The following is a 16,058-nucleotide window of genomic DNA, read 5'->3' on the forward strand; positions in this document are numbered from 1 at the left end:
AAGTTTTTTGTGAAAAAGGGTAGTCTCTTTATGGGATTACCCTTTTTTGCATTTATATTTTGTATCTCAAACTTCACACTTCCCTTACTTATTCTTAAATTTGCGCATTCCTGTTAATACAGAAAACTATGTTCGATAATTTAAGTGATAAGTTAGATAAGGCGTTACATGTTCTAAAAGGGCATGGTCAAATAACGGAAATTAATGTTGCGGAAACCTTAAAGGAGGTCAGGAGAGCGTTATTGGATGCCGATGTCAATTTTAAAATAGCTAAAGAATTCACCAATAAGGTCAAGGAAGAAGCCATGGGTCAGAATGTATTGACCTCCCTTCAACCAGGCCAATTGATGGTGAAGTTGGTAAAGGATGAACTCACCGAACTTATGGGCGGCGAGGCAGAGGGAATTAATCTTTCTGGGACACCATCGGTTATATTAATGTCTGGGTTACAAGGTTCTGGTAAAACCACATTTTCAGGGAAACTGGCTAATTATCTTAAGACCAAGAAGAATAAAAATCCGTTATTGGTTGCCTGTGACGTTTACAGACCGGCTGCAATCGATCAGCTTCATGTAGTAGGGGATCAAATTGGGGTAGAAGTTTTTTCCGATCGTGGTAACACTGACCCAGTGGCCATTTCTGAGGCGGGAATTGCCTACGCCAAAGCCAATGGTTTTAATGTAGTTATTATAGATACCGCTGGTAGGTTAGCAGTGGATAAGCAGATGATGAATGAAATAGCGACCATCCATAAGGCTATTCAACCTCAGGAAACCCTTTTCGTGGTGGATGCCATGACGGGTCAGGATGCGGTAAACACTGCGAAATCGTTTAACGATATACTTAATTTTGACGGGGTAATACTAACGAAGTTGGATGGAGATACCCGTGGTGGTGCTGCAATATCCATTAAATCCGTAGTAAATAAGCCTATTAAGTTTATCGGTACCGGGGAGAAGATGGATGCTATAGACGTATTCTATCCTGCGCGTATGGCCGAACGGATTTTGGGGATGGGAGATGTGGTCTCCTTAGTAGAACGTGCCCAGGAACAATTTGATGAGGAGGAAGCCAGAAAGATCCAAAAGAAAATCGCCAAGAATAAATTTGGGTTTGACGACTTTTTAAGTCAGATACAGCAGATTAAAAAGATGGGTAGCCTTAAGGACCTAATGGGGATGATCCCAGGTGCCGGTAAGGCATTAAAGGGATTGGATATAGACGATGATGCTTTCAAGCATATAGAGGCTATTATCCATTCCATGACTCCGGAAGAAAGATCTACACCAACTAGTTTGAACGCTAGTCGTAAAAAAAGGATCGCTAAGGGTAGTGGTACCTCCATCCAAGAAATAAACCAGCTGTTAAAACAATTTGATCAAATGAGTAAAATGATGAAGATGATGCAAGGCGGGGGCGGTAAAAAGATGATGCAGATGATGGGTGCCATGAAGGGGATGAAGTAGGTTTTTAATGGTTGGCAGTTGTAGGTTCAAAGACAACTTCATAATGGTGAAGATTGAAAGGTTTGAAGACATGGAAATTAGCCAGAGAAATTTGCATTGTAGTAAATCAAATTTTTGAAACCACTACCTAAGAAAAAAATTATATATTAAGGAATTAAATGGATACTATTTCGAAAGGGTTCGAGCGGAATGGAAATTGGGAATTTATTCAATTTTTAAGTATGTCAAAAGCATCATGTGGTGCGCTTAATTCCCCCCTTAATCATACGTTGGATTGCAACCATATAGATGAAGATACTTTCAACGTACTATTGGAAAAAGTACTGTTCGAGAGTAAAAAAAACAGTTCCTTTTTAAATCATCTTTACAAATCAGAATATAAAGGCTCAAAGTTTAACTAAAACCAACCTTGAACCTTAAACTTTAAACTTTAAACGAATGACAATTTTAGACGGTAAAAAAGTATCGAATCAAATTAAGGAGGAAATTGCTGTTGAGGTGGCAAAAATGCGGGAGCGAGGAGAAAAAGTACCTCATCTAGCCGCTGTAATTGTGGGTAACGATGGAGCAAGCCTTACTTATGTTGGCAGCAAAGTTAAGTCTTGTGAAAAAGTAGGTTTCGAGTCTACTTTGGTGCAATTGCCAAGTACTACTTCAGAACAAGAGTTGTTGAACAAAATTGAAGAGTTGAACAAAGATGAGAATATAGATGGTTTTATTGTTCAGCTACCTTTACCAGATCAGATAGATACCCAGCGTGTATTGTTGGCAGTGGACCCAGATAAGGATGTGGACGGATTCCATCCCACCAACTTTGGGAAAATGGCCTTGGACATGAGTACTTTTATTCCGGCTACCCCCTTCGGGATTTTAGAACTGTTGGAAAGATATAATGTAGAAACCAAGGGCAAGCACACCGTAGTGATCGGTAGAAGCCATATTGTGGGTAGGCCCATGAGTATACTAATGGGGAGAAAAGGATGGCCAGGAAATTCTACGGTAACCTTGACGCATAGTCACACTAAAAATATTACGCAGATCATCTCACAGGCAGATATCGTAATTTCGGCCTTAGGAGTTCCCAACTTTCTAAAGGCGGAAATGGTGAAAGATGATGCAGTGGTGATCGATGTTGGAATTACTAGGGTGCCAGACGATACCAAAGCGAAGGGATACTATATTACTGGGGATGTGGACTTTGAAAATGTGAGTAAAAAGGCCTCTTTTATCACTCCAGTTCCAGGAGGTGTTGGTCCCATGACTATTGCTATGTTATTAAAGAATACGCTATTGGCCAGAGAACGTCATAGAAGTAAGAAATAAGTTTTAGTAGCCCGTAAATATTACTATTTTCGGGTTTTTTTTTAGCCTCATTTTAATTGTAAAATATGTTCTTCCCACTCTTTATAATATTTTTATAATGCAATAGTTTGGGTGAATCAGGATAAAATTTTGAGGATTAGAAAAATTATATTATACTCACTAAGTGAGATTTGATTGCTCAGATGCTTGTGTCGAAATGTTATCGATAGTTTCCGTCCAATACTTCATGGGCTTGCCCTGAGATAATTGACCTATTTTTAAAAAATAAAATTTATGAATAACCCGTTGGTACTAAGTCTTGATCCTTTTTTTGAGCTATCTATGGATTTACTGTGTATTGCTGGTTATGATGGCTATTTTAGAAGAGTAAATCCAGCTTTTAGAAAGCTTTTGGGGTATTCCGAGGAAGAGCTGTTTTCGAAATTGATTAGCGATTTTATTTATAAAGGGGACCAGTCGATAACGGCAAGTTATCGGGAAAACCTAAAGAAAGCTGTTCCCTTGATCAATTATGAGAACCGATTTATCACCAAATCTGGGGAGTTGATATGGTTGCAATGGACCTCGATCCCATTACCTGATAAACAGCTAATTTATGCCATTGCCAAAAATATTACCCATAAAAAAAAGTTGGAAGAAGAGCGGAATAACCATATTGTCCAGTTGGAAGAAATCAACAAGGACTTAAAGCAGCTTAGTTATACCACTTCTCACGATCTAAGGGCTCCTGTCAACAACCTTTTGACCTTATTTAGCTTTTTAGATTTAAGCAAAATTAAGGATCCTGATGTTTTGGAAACCTTGGGGTATATGAAGATGGCCACTGAAGGCCTCCATCAATCCATGGATAAATATGTGGACTTACTAAGTCTGAACGATACCCTAAAGGTGGAAATGGAGGAGGTGGAATTTGAATCGACCTTTAAGCAAGTTCGTCATTCCATAGAATCCTTAGTAGGGAATTCAAATGTGAAAATTGAAATGGATTTTTCAGCTTTACCAAAGGTGCTTTTCAAAAAGAATTATTTGGAGAGTATTTTCTTAAACTTATTGACCAATTCTATAAAATATGCAAGACCAGAGGTTTTGCCGCTTATTCAAGTTACAACTAGCGTTACAAATGGTGTGAAACAACTAATTTTTGAGGACAACGGTCTTGGCTTTGATATGGAAAAGATAGGGGATAGAATATTTGGTCTTAACCAAAAATTTCATGGAAACGCAGACAGTAAGGGTGTAGGCCTATACCTAGTGTATAACCATGTTACAAACCTTGGCGGTACCATTACTGTAAGTAGTGAAATTAATAAGGGAGCTACTTTTATAATTACTTTTATGTAAAAGACCTTTCGTTTTTAGGGTCCTTAAAACAGTTCCGTTTTAATACTAACGTATAAATGGACACTTTGAGGAGTGTTTAGGCGCCTTGACTAGTAATTGTATAAATGTTTAAAGTGGTTCGCTTTTTATCTTAAAAAAACTAGGGCCTTGGCTGTTTGTGTAGTTTTGGTGCTATCTGTTGGAGTTAGGATATCTATTTTTTCATCATTTTCATCATTCGTACAACTGCCAATAGCAATACAACAAAAAAATAATGTAAGTACACTTGCCATTTTTTTCATGATTTCAGAAATTTGTTGGTTTTATCCAAAGTCAAACTCTCATTATAACGCAAACAGTATCCTTTTGTTATATGGGATGCACTGAAAATTGAAGTTATAGGCGAAGGTTCTTTGAAAATGCCAGCCTATTTTTAAATAATTATCTGAAAAGAGAAGGCCTATTTGGTTTTTTAAATCGATAAAGTTTAAACTGCTATAAAAGTGAATAATCATCATTATATTTTCCCAGATATAGGGGTTTTAATTTTTTTTTACATTCAATTTTAGAGTTGGCAGGGTAGTCTTTTAAAACTTTTATATATCTTCGATAATTGGTAAATTTTAAACACAGTAAACCACTCTGCTTTATGCACGGGCATTAGGCATTGAAAAATAAAGAAACAGAACATGATTATAGAACCTAGAACGAGGGGATTTATATGCCTTACTTCACATCCTTCGGGCTGTGAACAAAACATAATTGACCAAATTGAATACATCAAATCGGAGGGAACCATTAATGGGCCAAAAAAAGTATTGGTTATTGGTGCATCTACGGGATTTGGACTAGCATCTAGAATAACCAGTGCCTTTGGTTCACAGGCAGCTACGATTGGAGTGTTTTTTGAAAAACCACCCTCAGAAGGTAGGCCTGCTACCCCAGGTTGGTACAATAGTGCCTATTTTGAGCAGGAAGCCCATAAAGCCGGACTTTATGCTAAAAGTATTAATGGAGATGCCTTTTCTAAAGAGATAAAAAGACAGACCTTGGATTTGATAAAGGCAGATTTAGGGCAAATTGATTTGATAATTTATAGTTTGGCTTCCCCGGTTAGAACGCATCCCGAAACAGGTGTTAGGTACAAATCCGTGCTAAAACCAATTGGGTCTAGTTTTAAAAATAAAACAGTGGATTTTCATTCGGGGGTAGTATCTGATATCTCTATAGAACCTGCCGTTGGTGATGATGTAGACAATACTATTGCAGTTATGGGGGGTGAAGATTGGAAAATGTGGATGGATGCCTTACAGGAAGAAGAACTTTTGGCTAATGGATGTAAAACAGTTGCCTATTCCTATATTGGCCCATCACTTACCGAACCCGTTTATAGAAAAGGAACCATTGGTAAGGCTAAAGATCATTTAGAGGCGACAGCTTTTAGCATTGGAGATGCACTGAAATCTGTAAATGGGGAAGCTTATGTTTCTGTAAACAAGGCCTTGGTTACCCAAGCAAGTTCTGCCATTCCTGTAATCCCGTTATATATTTCCCTGCTGTACAAAGTGATGAAGGAAAAAGGAATTCATGAAGGTTGTATAGAGCAGATTCAACGTTTATTTCAAGACCGACTGTATTCAGCTAGCACCCCAACAGATGATCAAGGGAGGATTAGAATAGATGATTTGGAAATGCGTGATGATGTACAGGCCGAAGTAGCTGAACTTTGGGAAAAGGCTACAACAGAAACCTTGCCCAATATAGGTGACCTTAAAGGTTATGAAAAGGATTTCTTTAATCTCTTTGGATTTTTGGTGCCTGGGGTAGATTATGAAAAGGATGTAAATGAAATGGTAGAAATTAAAGGATTGCAATAGATACGCTATTATTTAAAGGTAGTATCGACTTATATTAAAAAAAGTCCGTTAAGGGTAGTGAGATCTAGCTGTGTTACACAGGGGGCTTACCGGTCATAACGGACTTTTTTATTGGGAATTTATTTCTATTTTAATGGTGTCCAGAGAGGTCGGTCATTTTGCCAAATAATTTATTCCGTTTCTCATATGAGGTATAGCGGCAAATATTTTCTATTTTTAATGATTCGGATTGGAAGGATTTCTATTGTGGAATGCTGTCCGGATTGTTCTTAAAATTAGTATCACCTATGAAAAGTCCATTTCTTTTTTTATTTCTAATTACCGGCCTGTTGGCTACTAATGCACAATCCGGAAAAGTTTTTGATCAACTTAGTATGAAAAGTGAAATATTGGATAGCGAACGCAAATTTGCAGTTTACCTGCCTCCAGATTATGAAACTTCCCAGAGAAATTACCCGGTTTTGTATTTGTTGCATGGTGCAGGGGACGATCAAACTGGTTGGATACAATTCGGCGAGGTGCTACGTATTACCGATTTAGCCATTAAAGAAGGCAGGGCCACGCCAATGATTATTGTTATGCCAGATGCGAATACTGGGGTTCGCGGTTATTTTAATAGCATCAATGGGGATTGGCGCTATGAGGATTTCTTTTTTGAGGAGTTAATGCCTCATGTGGAAAAAGAGTATCGCATTAAAGCCGAAAAAAAGTTTAGGGCAATTGCCGGACTCTCTATGGGAGGTGGAGGATCTTTTATGTACGCCTTACATCGACCCGAATTGTTTTCCTCTGCCTGTCCGCTAAGCGCCTATGTTGGACCATTAAGCATGGATGAAATGGAAGAGCGGTTAAAGAGGAACAAGGAAACGTACAATAAGAAGGATATTAAGGCGTATTTTGATAAACATAACGCCCTTTCCCTAATCCAGAATATGCCTGTGGAGGGGATCAGTTCGGTGCGGTGGTATATAGATTGCGGCGATGATGACTTTCTGTATGAAGGGAATAGCTTGGTGCATATCGCCATGAAAAAAAAGGAAATACCCCATGAATATCGCGTAAGGGACGGGAAGCATAACTGGACGTATTGGCGAGAATCCTTACCAAATGTATTGGAGTTCATATCCGATGCTTTTCATCAATAGTGTGCAAGAGAGTAATTTATAGCTTTTTAAATCAAGGAAATAGATAGACACCAAAAATGATACATAGAAAATTTGGAGTAACCCAATGGGACATAAGTGAGATAGGGTATGGCATGTGGGGTATGGGGGAGTGGACGGAATCTGATGATCTACTTTCTGCCAAGGCTTTGGACCTAGCAGTAGAACAGGGGGTAAATTTCTTTGATACCGCATGGGCTTACGGTCATGGACATAGTGAAAAGTTGTTGGGAGAGTTAGTGAAAAGGCATCCGGATAAAAAATTGTATACCGCAACCAAAATTCCCGCAAAGAATTTTAGGTGGCCGGCAAAACCCGAATACGCTTTGGAGGAATCCTACCCCATAGCCCACATTATGGATTATACCGAGAAGTCCTTAAAGAATTTAGGATTAGAGCAGATAGATCTAATGCAGTTCCATACCTGGGACGATAGTTGGGCCGATCAGGAAGAGTGGCAACGTGCGGTCGAGGATTTAAAGACCTCTGGAAAAATTGCCGCCATGGGTATTAGTGTTAATAGATGGGAGCCAGAAAATGGGATAAAAGCACTAAAAACGGGAAAGTTTGAAGCGGTTCAAGTTATCTATAACATTTTTGACCAAGCTCCAGAGGACAAGCTTTTTCCGCTCTGTGAGGATCTAAATATAGCGGTTATTGCTAGGGTGCCCTTTGATGAGGGTACCCTTACAGGCGCCATTACCAAAGAGACTACCTTTCCAGAAAAAGATTGGAGGGCAAGTTACTTTGTTCCAGAGAATTTAATTGCCAGTGCCGAACGTGCCGAACGTCTTAGACCTGTTGTGCCAGAGGGAATGACCATGGCTGAAATGGCACTGCGTTTTATTAGCATGAATAGAAACGTCAGTACCATAATTCCAGGAATGCGAAAAGAAAGAAATGTATTGATGAACACCGCCTTGAGCGATGGCAAAGGCCTTTCTAAAGAAATATATCAAGAATTAAAAGGGCATCGTTGGGATAGAAAACCAACTTCTTGGTCCCAATAATATAAAAACAGTATCCTATGACAACGAGAAAAGAGTTTTTAATTAAATCGGGACTATTGGTAGCAGGGACAGTGTTGATGCCCTCCTTTACTACAGCGCCCAAAAAAGCGGTGAGAAATTTAGGCGTCCAATTGTATACCTTTCGCAATGAAATGGCGGCAGATGCTGTAGGGACATTAGAGAAGATTGCCGCCTTGGGCATAAAACAGATCGAGTCGGCTAGAAGTGAGAAAGGTTTGTATTATGGGCTGGGACCGAAAGAAATGAAAAAGGTTTGTAAAAGCTTAGGTATGACACTTAGAAGCGGACATGTAGCCTTGGACAAAAATTGGCAGAACACGCTGGATCAAGCTTCGGAATCAGGTCAAGAGTATCTTATTTGTTCCTCCATGCCTAGCAACGGGCAGACAGTGGATAATTATAAGGCAGTTGCAGAGGCATTTAATAAGGCTGGTGAAGATTGCAAACAAAGGGGAATTAAATTTGGATATCATAACCACGACTACGAATTTGAATCAGAAAATGGGGAAGTACTATACGATGTGCTCTTGGACAATACCCAAGCAGATTTGGTGCATATGGAACTGGATCTAGGATGGGTGGTTGTCGCTGGAAAAGACCCCTTGGATTATTTTAAGAGATACACTGGAAGGTTTCCCCTATGGCATTTAAAAGATATGGACATGGAGAAAAAGGAAAGTACTGAGTTTGGTAGGGGCGGACTTAATATTCCACAAATGTTAAAACATAGGAAGGAGTCAGGACTTGAATATATATTTATAGAACAGGAGGAATACGCAAGTACACCATTTGAGAGTATGGCTCATAATATGGAGTATATGAAGGATCTCTAGACTGAATTTAGAAGTTTAATGGGTCGGTTATTTTGCAAATAGCTGTTATATATCGGTAAACTCCAAGGCATTTCCTACAGGGTCTAAAACAACATGCTAGGCTGCTTACCTACTTCTCCCTTAAATCGGATATAGGGTGCAATACTAAAATGAGCTATTCTAAGAGCTTAAGAATTTCGCGATTTTGCGATTCACCTCATCTTGATGAAGGGAATGTCCTAAGCCTGTAGTTGCTATCAGCTGACTGTTTTTCCAGTTTTTGTGGAGGCGTTCGGAAGCGCTAAAGGGAGTAATGATATCTTCCTTATCGTGGACTATTAAGCCTGGTTTAGATATCGATCGTGCAAATTTTGGGGTAGAAATATCCTTGATCCAAAAATTGTAATTCTCGTATAGGTATTTGTCCAACCCCTCTAGGACGCTATCATTAAACTTGAGTAGGTTTTGATAGTGTTCCATCAGTTCTGTGAGTTCAGCTGGAGCTCCCAATGCCACAATTTTTTGAATTGAAGTATCTGGATTTTGGTATTGATGATGGATTGTGGCAAGGCCACCCATAGAATGTCCAATAATATGCTTCGGTTGGTACATTTGGATCAATTGCCTTGCACTGTCGGAATACGTGGCCAAGTTTAATAAATTGCCATTGGAATATCCGTGTCCAGGAGCATCAAAGGCAATAACATTGAATTTTTCTTCCTGTAACTTTTCAATTAGGTTGCGCCACCTAAATGCATTGCTTTCCCAACCGTGCATTAGAAGTACGGTGTCGTTTTGCCCTTCCCACTGGTAAGTTTGTAAATCCAATCCATTAATTAAAACCGTTTTGTCCTTGGCATTGTTTAGGAATTGTTCCTGATGAGGTAACACCTTTCCTTTTCTAGGTGTACTAAAAAGTTGGAACGCCTTTTTTGCTGCATGGGACTGCGAAAAAAGGGCAAGAGTATTAAAATAGGCTCCATAGGACAATGCCAAAGTATGGTAAACAGTTTTGTTCATATAGTAATTTATTCCCAGCCAATCATGATATATTTTATCTTGGCAGCGTCCGGTATCTGAACCGCTTCTATATTGGTGCTGGAAGCATACTGTAGGCTACTGGGGAGTTCTGTTTTGGCAATGGTAAAATAGACATCCGAATCCTTTAAGAAAATCACCACGTTATTTAAGGCGGTTACAATCTTTCGGATGTTGTGCTTATCTCTAATATCCTTAAAAGTACTACTTAACCCCACTCCTTTATCCGTCACAAACCTTGGGTCGTAAATTCTTATTATTTCTACCTTGGGAACGCTATCGGTTGAAGGGGTAAGAGTCATTAGGTGCACTCCTCCTTTTTCATAGATGTTTATTTTATTTACCCGGGCTCCGATTCTGGTAAAAGCCGTATCCCTTACAATAGAATCTGCTGCAAAAAGCGTTTCCAATTGGTCTAAGGAGGCAGATTTCTCTAATTTACCTACCTGATCTTTAGTAATTAAAAAATCGTTGTTGGTATTACATTGAATAAATAGTAAGGATAAAAGTACTACTGTATAAATAGGGAATCTTGTCATATTAGGAAATGGTGGTTTTATGTATTAATCGTTCTTCTCTAGCGCATTGCTTTCTTTAATACTCCCAATACACCTCGGATGAAAGTGGCGCTGGTAAGTACTTTTATAATGGGATTTTGTCGGGTGCTGGCTCTTCGGTTACTGGTCCTAGTGGTACTTTTTGAATCGGTATTGGCACTTTCTTTCTCAGCCAGTTTTTCCGCACGATCAATTTTGTCGTTCAGCATTTCATAGGCGCTTTCCCTGTCTATAGTCTCATTGTATTTTTTAACTAATTTGGAATTGCCTATCAGCGTATTTAACTCACTTTCTGTCAACACGTCCATACGGCTCATTGGAGCCCTTACCATTGTGGCGGCCAAGGGGGTTGGTCTTCCCTTCTCATCCAAGGCAGAGATTAAAGCTTCCCCAGTTCCAAGAGAAGTTAGCACTTCTTTGGTGTCGTAATATTCAGAAATGGGGTAGTTTTCTGCCGTAAGTTTTATAGCTTTTCTATCCTTTGCCGTAAAAGCTCTTAGGGCATGTTGTATTTTTAATCCCAATTGGGCCAACACTGCATCGGGGACATCGGTGGGGTTTTGGGTCACAAAATAAAGTCCGATACCTTTAGATCGGATTAGTTTTACAATGCTTTCTATTTGGTTCAATAGCGCTTTAGAGGCTTCATTGAACAGTAAATGGGCTTCATCTATAAAGAGCACCAATTCCGGTCTGTCACTATCTCCTTGTTCAGGAAAGGTGTCGTAGATTTCCGCCAGAAGGCTCAACATAAAGGTGGAAAACAATTTAGGCCGGTCCTGAATATCGGTCAGTCTTATGATATTGATATAGCCACGGCCCTTATCATCAATACGGGTAAGGTCGTTCACTTCAAAGGATTTTTCCCCAAAAAAGAGGTCCGCTCCCTGTTGTTCCAATTCTATTACCTTTCTAAGGATAGTACCCGTAGAGCTGGTAGATATGCGTCCGTAGCTATCGGTAAACTCCTTTTTGCCCTCATTGGTGGCATATTGTAATACTTTTTTAAAGTCCTTAAGGTCCAATAAGGGGTAATGGTGGTCATCGCAATATTTAAAGATTACCGCTACAATTCCCTCTTGAGTCACGGATAGGTCTAGAATCCTAGACAAGAGTACGGGACCAAATTCGGAAACAGTGGCCCTTAATTTTACACCGCCTTGCTCGGATAGGGAAAGTATTTCTACAGGAAATCCAGAAGCGGTAAAAGGTAGCCCAATTTTCGCATGCCTTTCATCTATTTTAGCATGTCCGGGGCTTGGTTGTGCTAGACCACTAAGATCGCCTTTGAGATCCATACACAGCACAGGGATTCCTTTTTCGGAAAGGTTTTCAGCCATTACCTGTAGGGTCTTGGTTTTTCCTGTACCTGTGGCACCTGCGATTAGTCCGTGCCTGTTCAATGTTTTTAGCGGGATCTTCACGAAGGCATTGGTCAAAGTTTCTTCATTAAGCATGGCCGCACCCATGGTTATGTAATCGCCCTTGGTGGTGTATCCTTCCTCTATATGTGCAAAGAACTTTTCCTTGGCATCCATTTGTTGAAATTTTTGATAAAAATAGGGTAATTTTAATCAACAGAAAAGCGCATTGTATTTGTGTTTATCCTTACCCTTCTTATTTATGGAAAATTATAGCATTATCATATTTATTTGTTTGCTGACCTCTACCACGGAATTAATGGCGCAGCAAGTAGAAATACCAATATTTCACAAGAGTCATGTGGAGCGAAAAAAAAATGCTCCTTTTAGTGATGCGGTACAAGTGGGGAACCTCTTCTTTTTGTCGGGCCAGATAGGAATGGACAATCATAAAAGTGAAGTGGTGAGTGGCGGAATAACTGCTGAGACCGAACAGACCATACATAACATCCAAGAAGTGCTACGGCAACATGGAATGGAGCTTGAAAATGTTATTAAATGCACGGTAATTCTCAGAAATATTGATGATTTTGCTGCTTTTAACGAGGTATACACCGGCTACTTTCCCCAAAAACCTGTCCGTACTACCTTCGCAGCCAGTGGACTGGCTATGGATGCAAAGATAGAGATAGAGGTGGTTGCCGTTAAAATCGAATAGTTTTTTGCGATTTATTTGTCCAGCAAGCTTTGTTGGAACAGCTTATAGATACGTGTATATTCATCGGTCCAACTACTAGGTTCCACAAAACCGTGTCGTTCTACCGGGTATACGGCCATTTCCCAATTGTGTTTTTCCAATTCAATCAACCGTTGTGAGAGTCGCACCATATCCTGAAAATGTACATTGTCATCTACCATCCCGTGTAAGATTAATAAGTCGCCCTGTAATCCATCAGCAAAATAAATAGGGGAGCTTCTTCGGTACGCCAGACTATCCGTAACAGGGGTATTTAATATTCTGGCCGTATAACCATGGTTGTACGCCGCCCAATCGCCTACAGATCTAATTGCGGCACCAGCCTTAAAGGTATCTGGGGCGGTAAACATACCCATCAAGGTAATAAAGCCACCATAAGAACCACCATATATTCCTATTTTATCTTGGTCCACTCCTAATTCGTTTACCAGATACTTGGCTCCATCTACATGGTCAGACAAGTCCTTTCCGCCCATATGGCGATAAATGCCTGTTCTCCAATCCCTGCCATAACCAGCGCTGCCCCTATAATCTATATCCAACACCGTATAGCCATTATCAACTAGGATATTATGGAACATGTACTCCCTGTAATAGCTACTCCACCATTTATGAGCATTTTGCAAATAGCCCGCCCCATGCACAAAGATAACGGCGGCCTTATTTTTCACGCCAGCATTAGGTTTGTAGAGTCGCGCGTGTACGGCTGCGCCATCTTCGGCGGTAAAAGTGATTATTTCCGGATCGCGCCATTGGTACTTCTTAAATTCTGGGGTTGTGGAAAAGGTAATCTGTTTTGCCCCCTCTTTAGATTTTCCCCAAATAGGATTGTCTTGAAGGTAGAGTTCGGTGGGCTTATTGGCATACGAGTGAAGGATTGCCATTTTACTTTCATCTGGGGATAGGGTAACCTCATTTCCCCCAGTCATTTCCGTTAATTGTTGCAATTTTCCACCTCCTAGGGGCATACTATAAAACTGCCTGTCCCCAGGATGATTTTTATTGGCCGTAAAATACCACCTTTTTTGATCCTTAGATATTTGTGGGTCGTAGATTTCAAAATTACCAGAAGTCAAGGCCTTCGTTTTTTTGGATCTCACATCCATCACGTAAAGATGGGAATAACCGGTTTTTTCCGATTGGAACCAGATGCTCTTGCCATCTGGCATCCAATCTAACTCACCTCCACGGTATCCGCCAATACCTGGACCTGCAACCCAAGCCTCGTCATGCTGATGGTCTAAGTTCGTAACTGTGCCGTTTTCTGGATCTAAAAGCACGATCCATCTATCTTTATAATCGTTGGTATTAATATCTAGTACTGCGTGTTTTCCGTCTTTACTCCAAACTGGACCAGTAATATATCCGATCCTATTTTTATTTTCATACGTCTTATCTGGGTAGTCCTTGGCATATTCCGGGATATAATCCAGTCCTTCTAGGTTATCTAGAACAACAGGATACACCTTTCTGTTTTGAATATCATAAACAAATAGTTCATATTCACTGGGTTGGTCGCCAACCTTCGATCGGGTATTCTGATCCTCGGTATAACCAGATTCTGTTACGTAATGAGGCACAATGGTTCCTTCCCTATCAGAAGGTGCTTTAATGGATAGGTAGGTAATGAATTTGCCATCTGGACTAATTTGCAGATTTGAGATCGATTTCCCTTCGGGGTCAATTGGAAGTGGTCCTTTTGCTTCTAAACGTTTATTTAATTCCTCAGCCTCGTCATTTTTCGCCTTTCGGGTACGCAGTACATCAAAAAGTGCCAATTGATCATTGTATAGCCATTCGTTTTTAATGCTTTTCTTTTGATCCGTTTTTTCGGATTTAAAGTTGGTCAGCTGTACCGTGGTTCCGCTAGATATATTCCATGTATAAAGATTATCGCCCTTACTGAAAGCTACTTTGGTTCCGTTCTCGGTAAAATGTGGATTGCCCTCGTATTCTTCGGTGTCTGTAATTTGGGTAATGACTTGTGTTTTTTGGTTGACGATAAATATATCCCCCCGTTTTGCGTATAATTTTAGGGATTTATCCTCGTTCAAAACCCCGCGCGTGCTCGGTAAGGCGAATTCTGTCTCAAAATTGGTTTTTACCGTATTGGACGATTTTAAATGATGTGCATAAAGAGAGTCGCTATAGGCTTGTTCTGGATTCCAATTAAAATAAAGAGTTTGGCCGTCTACGGACCATTGTGGATTGGAAGGAAGATGCCCAACAAAGTTGTCCCCCTTCATTATTTCCTTGATTGACAGGGATGATATATTCTCTAGTTGAGCAAAACTTGAGGAAATAGACAATTGAAATATAACGCTTAGTAACCAGAAGTTTTTCATGAGCAATATCTTGTTTACAATAATGTGATCCCAGATTAGGTCTCCTAATGTTCTGGAAGAAGAAATCAGGTAAATATCCAAAATATTGGGAGATAACACAATGCTGTGGGTGAATTAATGTAAGGTTATTTCTCTTCTTGTGGACTCTATTTTTTAAAATGATGTAGGGTTGGTAGAAATCAAATTCGGTTTTTTTCCTCATACTCCGGACAGTCCAATCTAATATCCGTGTTTAATAACTCAGTTTTAAGGAGGTTACAATAGTCCTTTTCTTGATGTTTACTGTAGAATTTACATCCGTAACAGGTGCGTTGTACGGTGAGGACGCCGTTTTGGTTTAGATGATAGATTAGGTTGCTTAGGGTTCCAAAGAGTTGTTGCAGACTGGCCTCATCAATATCTTTAAGCCCATTTTTTAATGGAAAGGCAAAATCATCTGTTTCTGCTACCAACTTTATTCCTGTGTCGGACAATTCAATGCTGTAACTCCGGCTGTCCGTGAGAGAGTAATTTTTGGTAATCATTCCTTTTTGATGAAGAACCTTTATAGCATCGCTAATGGTAGGTTTCGTTAGGTTAAATTCTTTAGCCAAATAGCTTACGTTGGAATCGTTTGGTTTGTGGTAAGCGATAAAAATAAGAATCTGTATTTGAATGGGACTCAGACCCAGAAGTTTGGCTTTTTCCCATAGGAGCACTTTAAATGCTTCGGATATTCGTGATAGACCCGCAACAATTTTACTTGAAATGTCGGAATTTTGATAGTCCGGATTAAAAACGCTCTTATCTTTCATAAAAATTCCTACTGGGGTTTTGGCCGACAGGTAAAATTAATTAACCTAATGAAATAACACCACTTTAAAGGGAGGTTTCTGTTTTTGTCAGTTTTCTTTTCTCCTTCCTGTGATGAAAATGTTTAGGTTTACTGAAGACAATTTTAAAGTAGATAAAGTTAGGACCCTAGCAATAAAGAATCCTAACTTTTTGGATTAAAAGAATACGTGAACA

15 protein-coding genes are annotated in these 16,058 nt (G+C 39.7%); 9 read left to right on the forward strand and 6 right to left on the reverse strand.

The window, feature by feature from the left end; translation table 11 throughout:
• Window positions 1-128 precede the first annotated feature (128 nt).
• The 4 genes from ffh (at window position 129) to KCTC52924_RS10370 (ending at window position 4,130) form a co-directional block, all read left to right on the forward strand.
• Window positions 129-1,466: a signal recognition particle protein gene (ffh, locus tag KCTC52924_RS10355; RefSeq protein WP_251808152.1), complete on the forward strand. Its 1,338-nt coding sequence runs from the start codon at window positions 129-131 to the stop codon at window positions 1,464-1,466.
• A gap of 221 nt (window positions 1,467-1,687) precedes the next feature.
• Window positions 1,688-1,867 (forward strand): hypothetical protein, encoded by a 180-nt coding sequence (locus tag KCTC52924_RS10360; protein ID WP_353057500.1) that lies wholly within the window; start codon window positions 1,688-1,690, stop codon window positions 1,865-1,867.
• A 37-nt stretch (window positions 1,868-1,904) separates the two neighbouring features.
• Window positions 1,905-2,789 (forward strand): bifunctional 5,10-methylenetetrahydrofolate dehydrogenase/5,10-methenyltetrahydrofolate cyclohydrolase, encoded by an 885-nt coding sequence (locus tag KCTC52924_RS10365; protein ID WP_251808153.1) that lies wholly within the window; start codon window positions 1,905-1,907, stop codon window positions 2,787-2,789.
• A gap of 273 nt (window positions 2,790-3,062) precedes the next feature.
• On the forward strand, window positions 3,063-4,130 hold the full coding sequence (locus tag KCTC52924_RS10370; protein ID WP_251808154.1) for a PAS domain-containing sensor histidine kinase: 1,068 nt from the start codon (window positions 3,063-3,065) through the stop codon (window positions 4,128-4,130).
• Between the two features lie 125 nt (window positions 4,131-4,255).
• Here the strand turns inward: KCTC52924_RS10370 and KCTC52924_RS10375 are convergent, their stop codons facing one another.
• Window positions 4,256-4,411, reverse strand: a complete 156-nt coding sequence (locus KCTC52924_RS10375) for a hypothetical protein (protein ID WP_251808155.1) — start codon at window positions 4,409-4,411, stop codon at window positions 4,256-4,258.
• 387 nt (window positions 4,412-4,798) lie between these two features.
• On the opposite strand from KCTC52924_RS10375, the gene fabV reads away from it, so the two are divergent.
• The 4 genes from fabV to KCTC52924_RS10395 all read left to right on the forward strand — a co-directional run bounded on the left by fabV (window position 4,799) and on the right by KCTC52924_RS10395 (window position 9,013).
• Window positions 4,799-5,986, forward strand: coding sequence for an enoyl-ACP reductase FabV (fabV, locus tag KCTC52924_RS10380; RefSeq protein ID WP_251808156.1), 1,188 nt, complete (start codon window positions 4,799-4,801; stop codon window positions 5,984-5,986).
• A 287-nt stretch (window positions 5,987-6,273) separates the two neighbouring features.
• Window positions 6,274-7,131: an esterase family protein gene (locus KCTC52924_RS10385; RefSeq protein WP_251808157.1), complete on the forward strand. Its 858-nt coding sequence runs from the start codon at window positions 6,274-6,276 to the stop codon at window positions 7,129-7,131.
• A 56-nt stretch (window positions 7,132-7,187) separates the two neighbouring features.
• Window positions 7,188-8,159 carry an aldo/keto reductase gene (locus tag KCTC52924_RS10390; protein ID WP_251808158.1) on the forward strand — a complete coding sequence of 324 codons (972 nt, stop codon included), beginning with the start codon at window positions 7,188-7,190 and terminating at the stop codon, window positions 8,157-8,159.
• 17 nt (window positions 8,160-8,176) lie between these two features.
• Window positions 8,177-9,013, forward strand: coding sequence for a sugar phosphate isomerase/epimerase (locus tag KCTC52924_RS10395; protein ID WP_251808159.1), 837 nt, complete (start codon window positions 8,177-8,179; stop codon window positions 9,011-9,013).
• 159 nt (window positions 9,014-9,172) lie between these two features.
• On the opposite strand, the gene KCTC52924_RS10400 is transcribed toward KCTC52924_RS10395, so the two are convergent.
• From KCTC52924_RS10400 to KCTC52924_RS10410, 3 genes are read right to left on the reverse strand one after another with little or no spacing between them, the layout of a single operon-like run.
• Complete coding sequence (locus KCTC52924_RS10400) at window positions 9,173-10,012, reverse strand: alpha/beta fold hydrolase (protein WP_251808160.1); 840 nt, start codon at window positions 10,010-10,012, stop codon at window positions 9,173-9,175.
• Between the two features lie 8 nt (window positions 10,013-10,020).
• A complete protein-coding gene (locus KCTC52924_RS10405; protein ID WP_251808161.1) occupies window positions 10,021-10,569 on the reverse strand; it encodes a hypothetical protein in 549 nt (182 codons plus the stop codon).
• 38 nt (window positions 10,570-10,607) lie between these two features.
• Window positions 10,608-12,125 carry a helicase HerA-like domain-containing protein gene (locus tag KCTC52924_RS10410; protein WP_251808162.1) on the reverse strand — a complete coding sequence of 506 codons (1,518 nt, stop codon included), beginning with the start codon at window positions 12,123-12,125 and terminating at the stop codon, window positions 10,608-10,610.
• 85 nt (window positions 12,126-12,210) lie between these two features.
• Here KCTC52924_RS10410 and KCTC52924_RS10415 point away from each other — a divergent pair, with 85 nt between their 5' ends.
• Window positions 12,211-12,666 (forward strand): RidA family protein, encoded by a 456-nt coding sequence (locus tag KCTC52924_RS10415; protein ID WP_251808163.1) that lies wholly within the window; start codon window positions 12,211-12,213, stop codon window positions 12,664-12,666.
• Between the two features lie 11 nt (window positions 12,667-12,677).
• On the opposite strand, the gene KCTC52924_RS10420 is transcribed toward KCTC52924_RS10415, so the two are convergent.
• Complete coding sequence (locus KCTC52924_RS10420; protein ID WP_370671456.1) at window positions 12,678-15,050, reverse strand: prolyl oligopeptidase family serine peptidase; 2,373 nt, start codon at window positions 15,048-15,050, stop codon at window positions 12,678-12,680.
• A 179-nt stretch (window positions 15,051-15,229) separates the two neighbouring features.
• Entirely contained in the window at window positions 15,230-15,844 is a 615-nt protein-coding gene (locus tag KCTC52924_RS10425; RefSeq protein ID WP_251808165.1) for a MarR family winged helix-turn-helix transcriptional regulator, read from the reverse strand.
• Window positions 15,845-16,058: the final 214 nt, after the last annotated feature.

Origin of the sequence: Arenibacter antarcticus (assembly GCF_041320605.1) — a bacterium.
GTDB lineage: Bacteria > Bacteroidota > Bacteroidia > Flavobacteriales > Flavobacteriaceae > Arenibacter > Arenibacter antarcticus.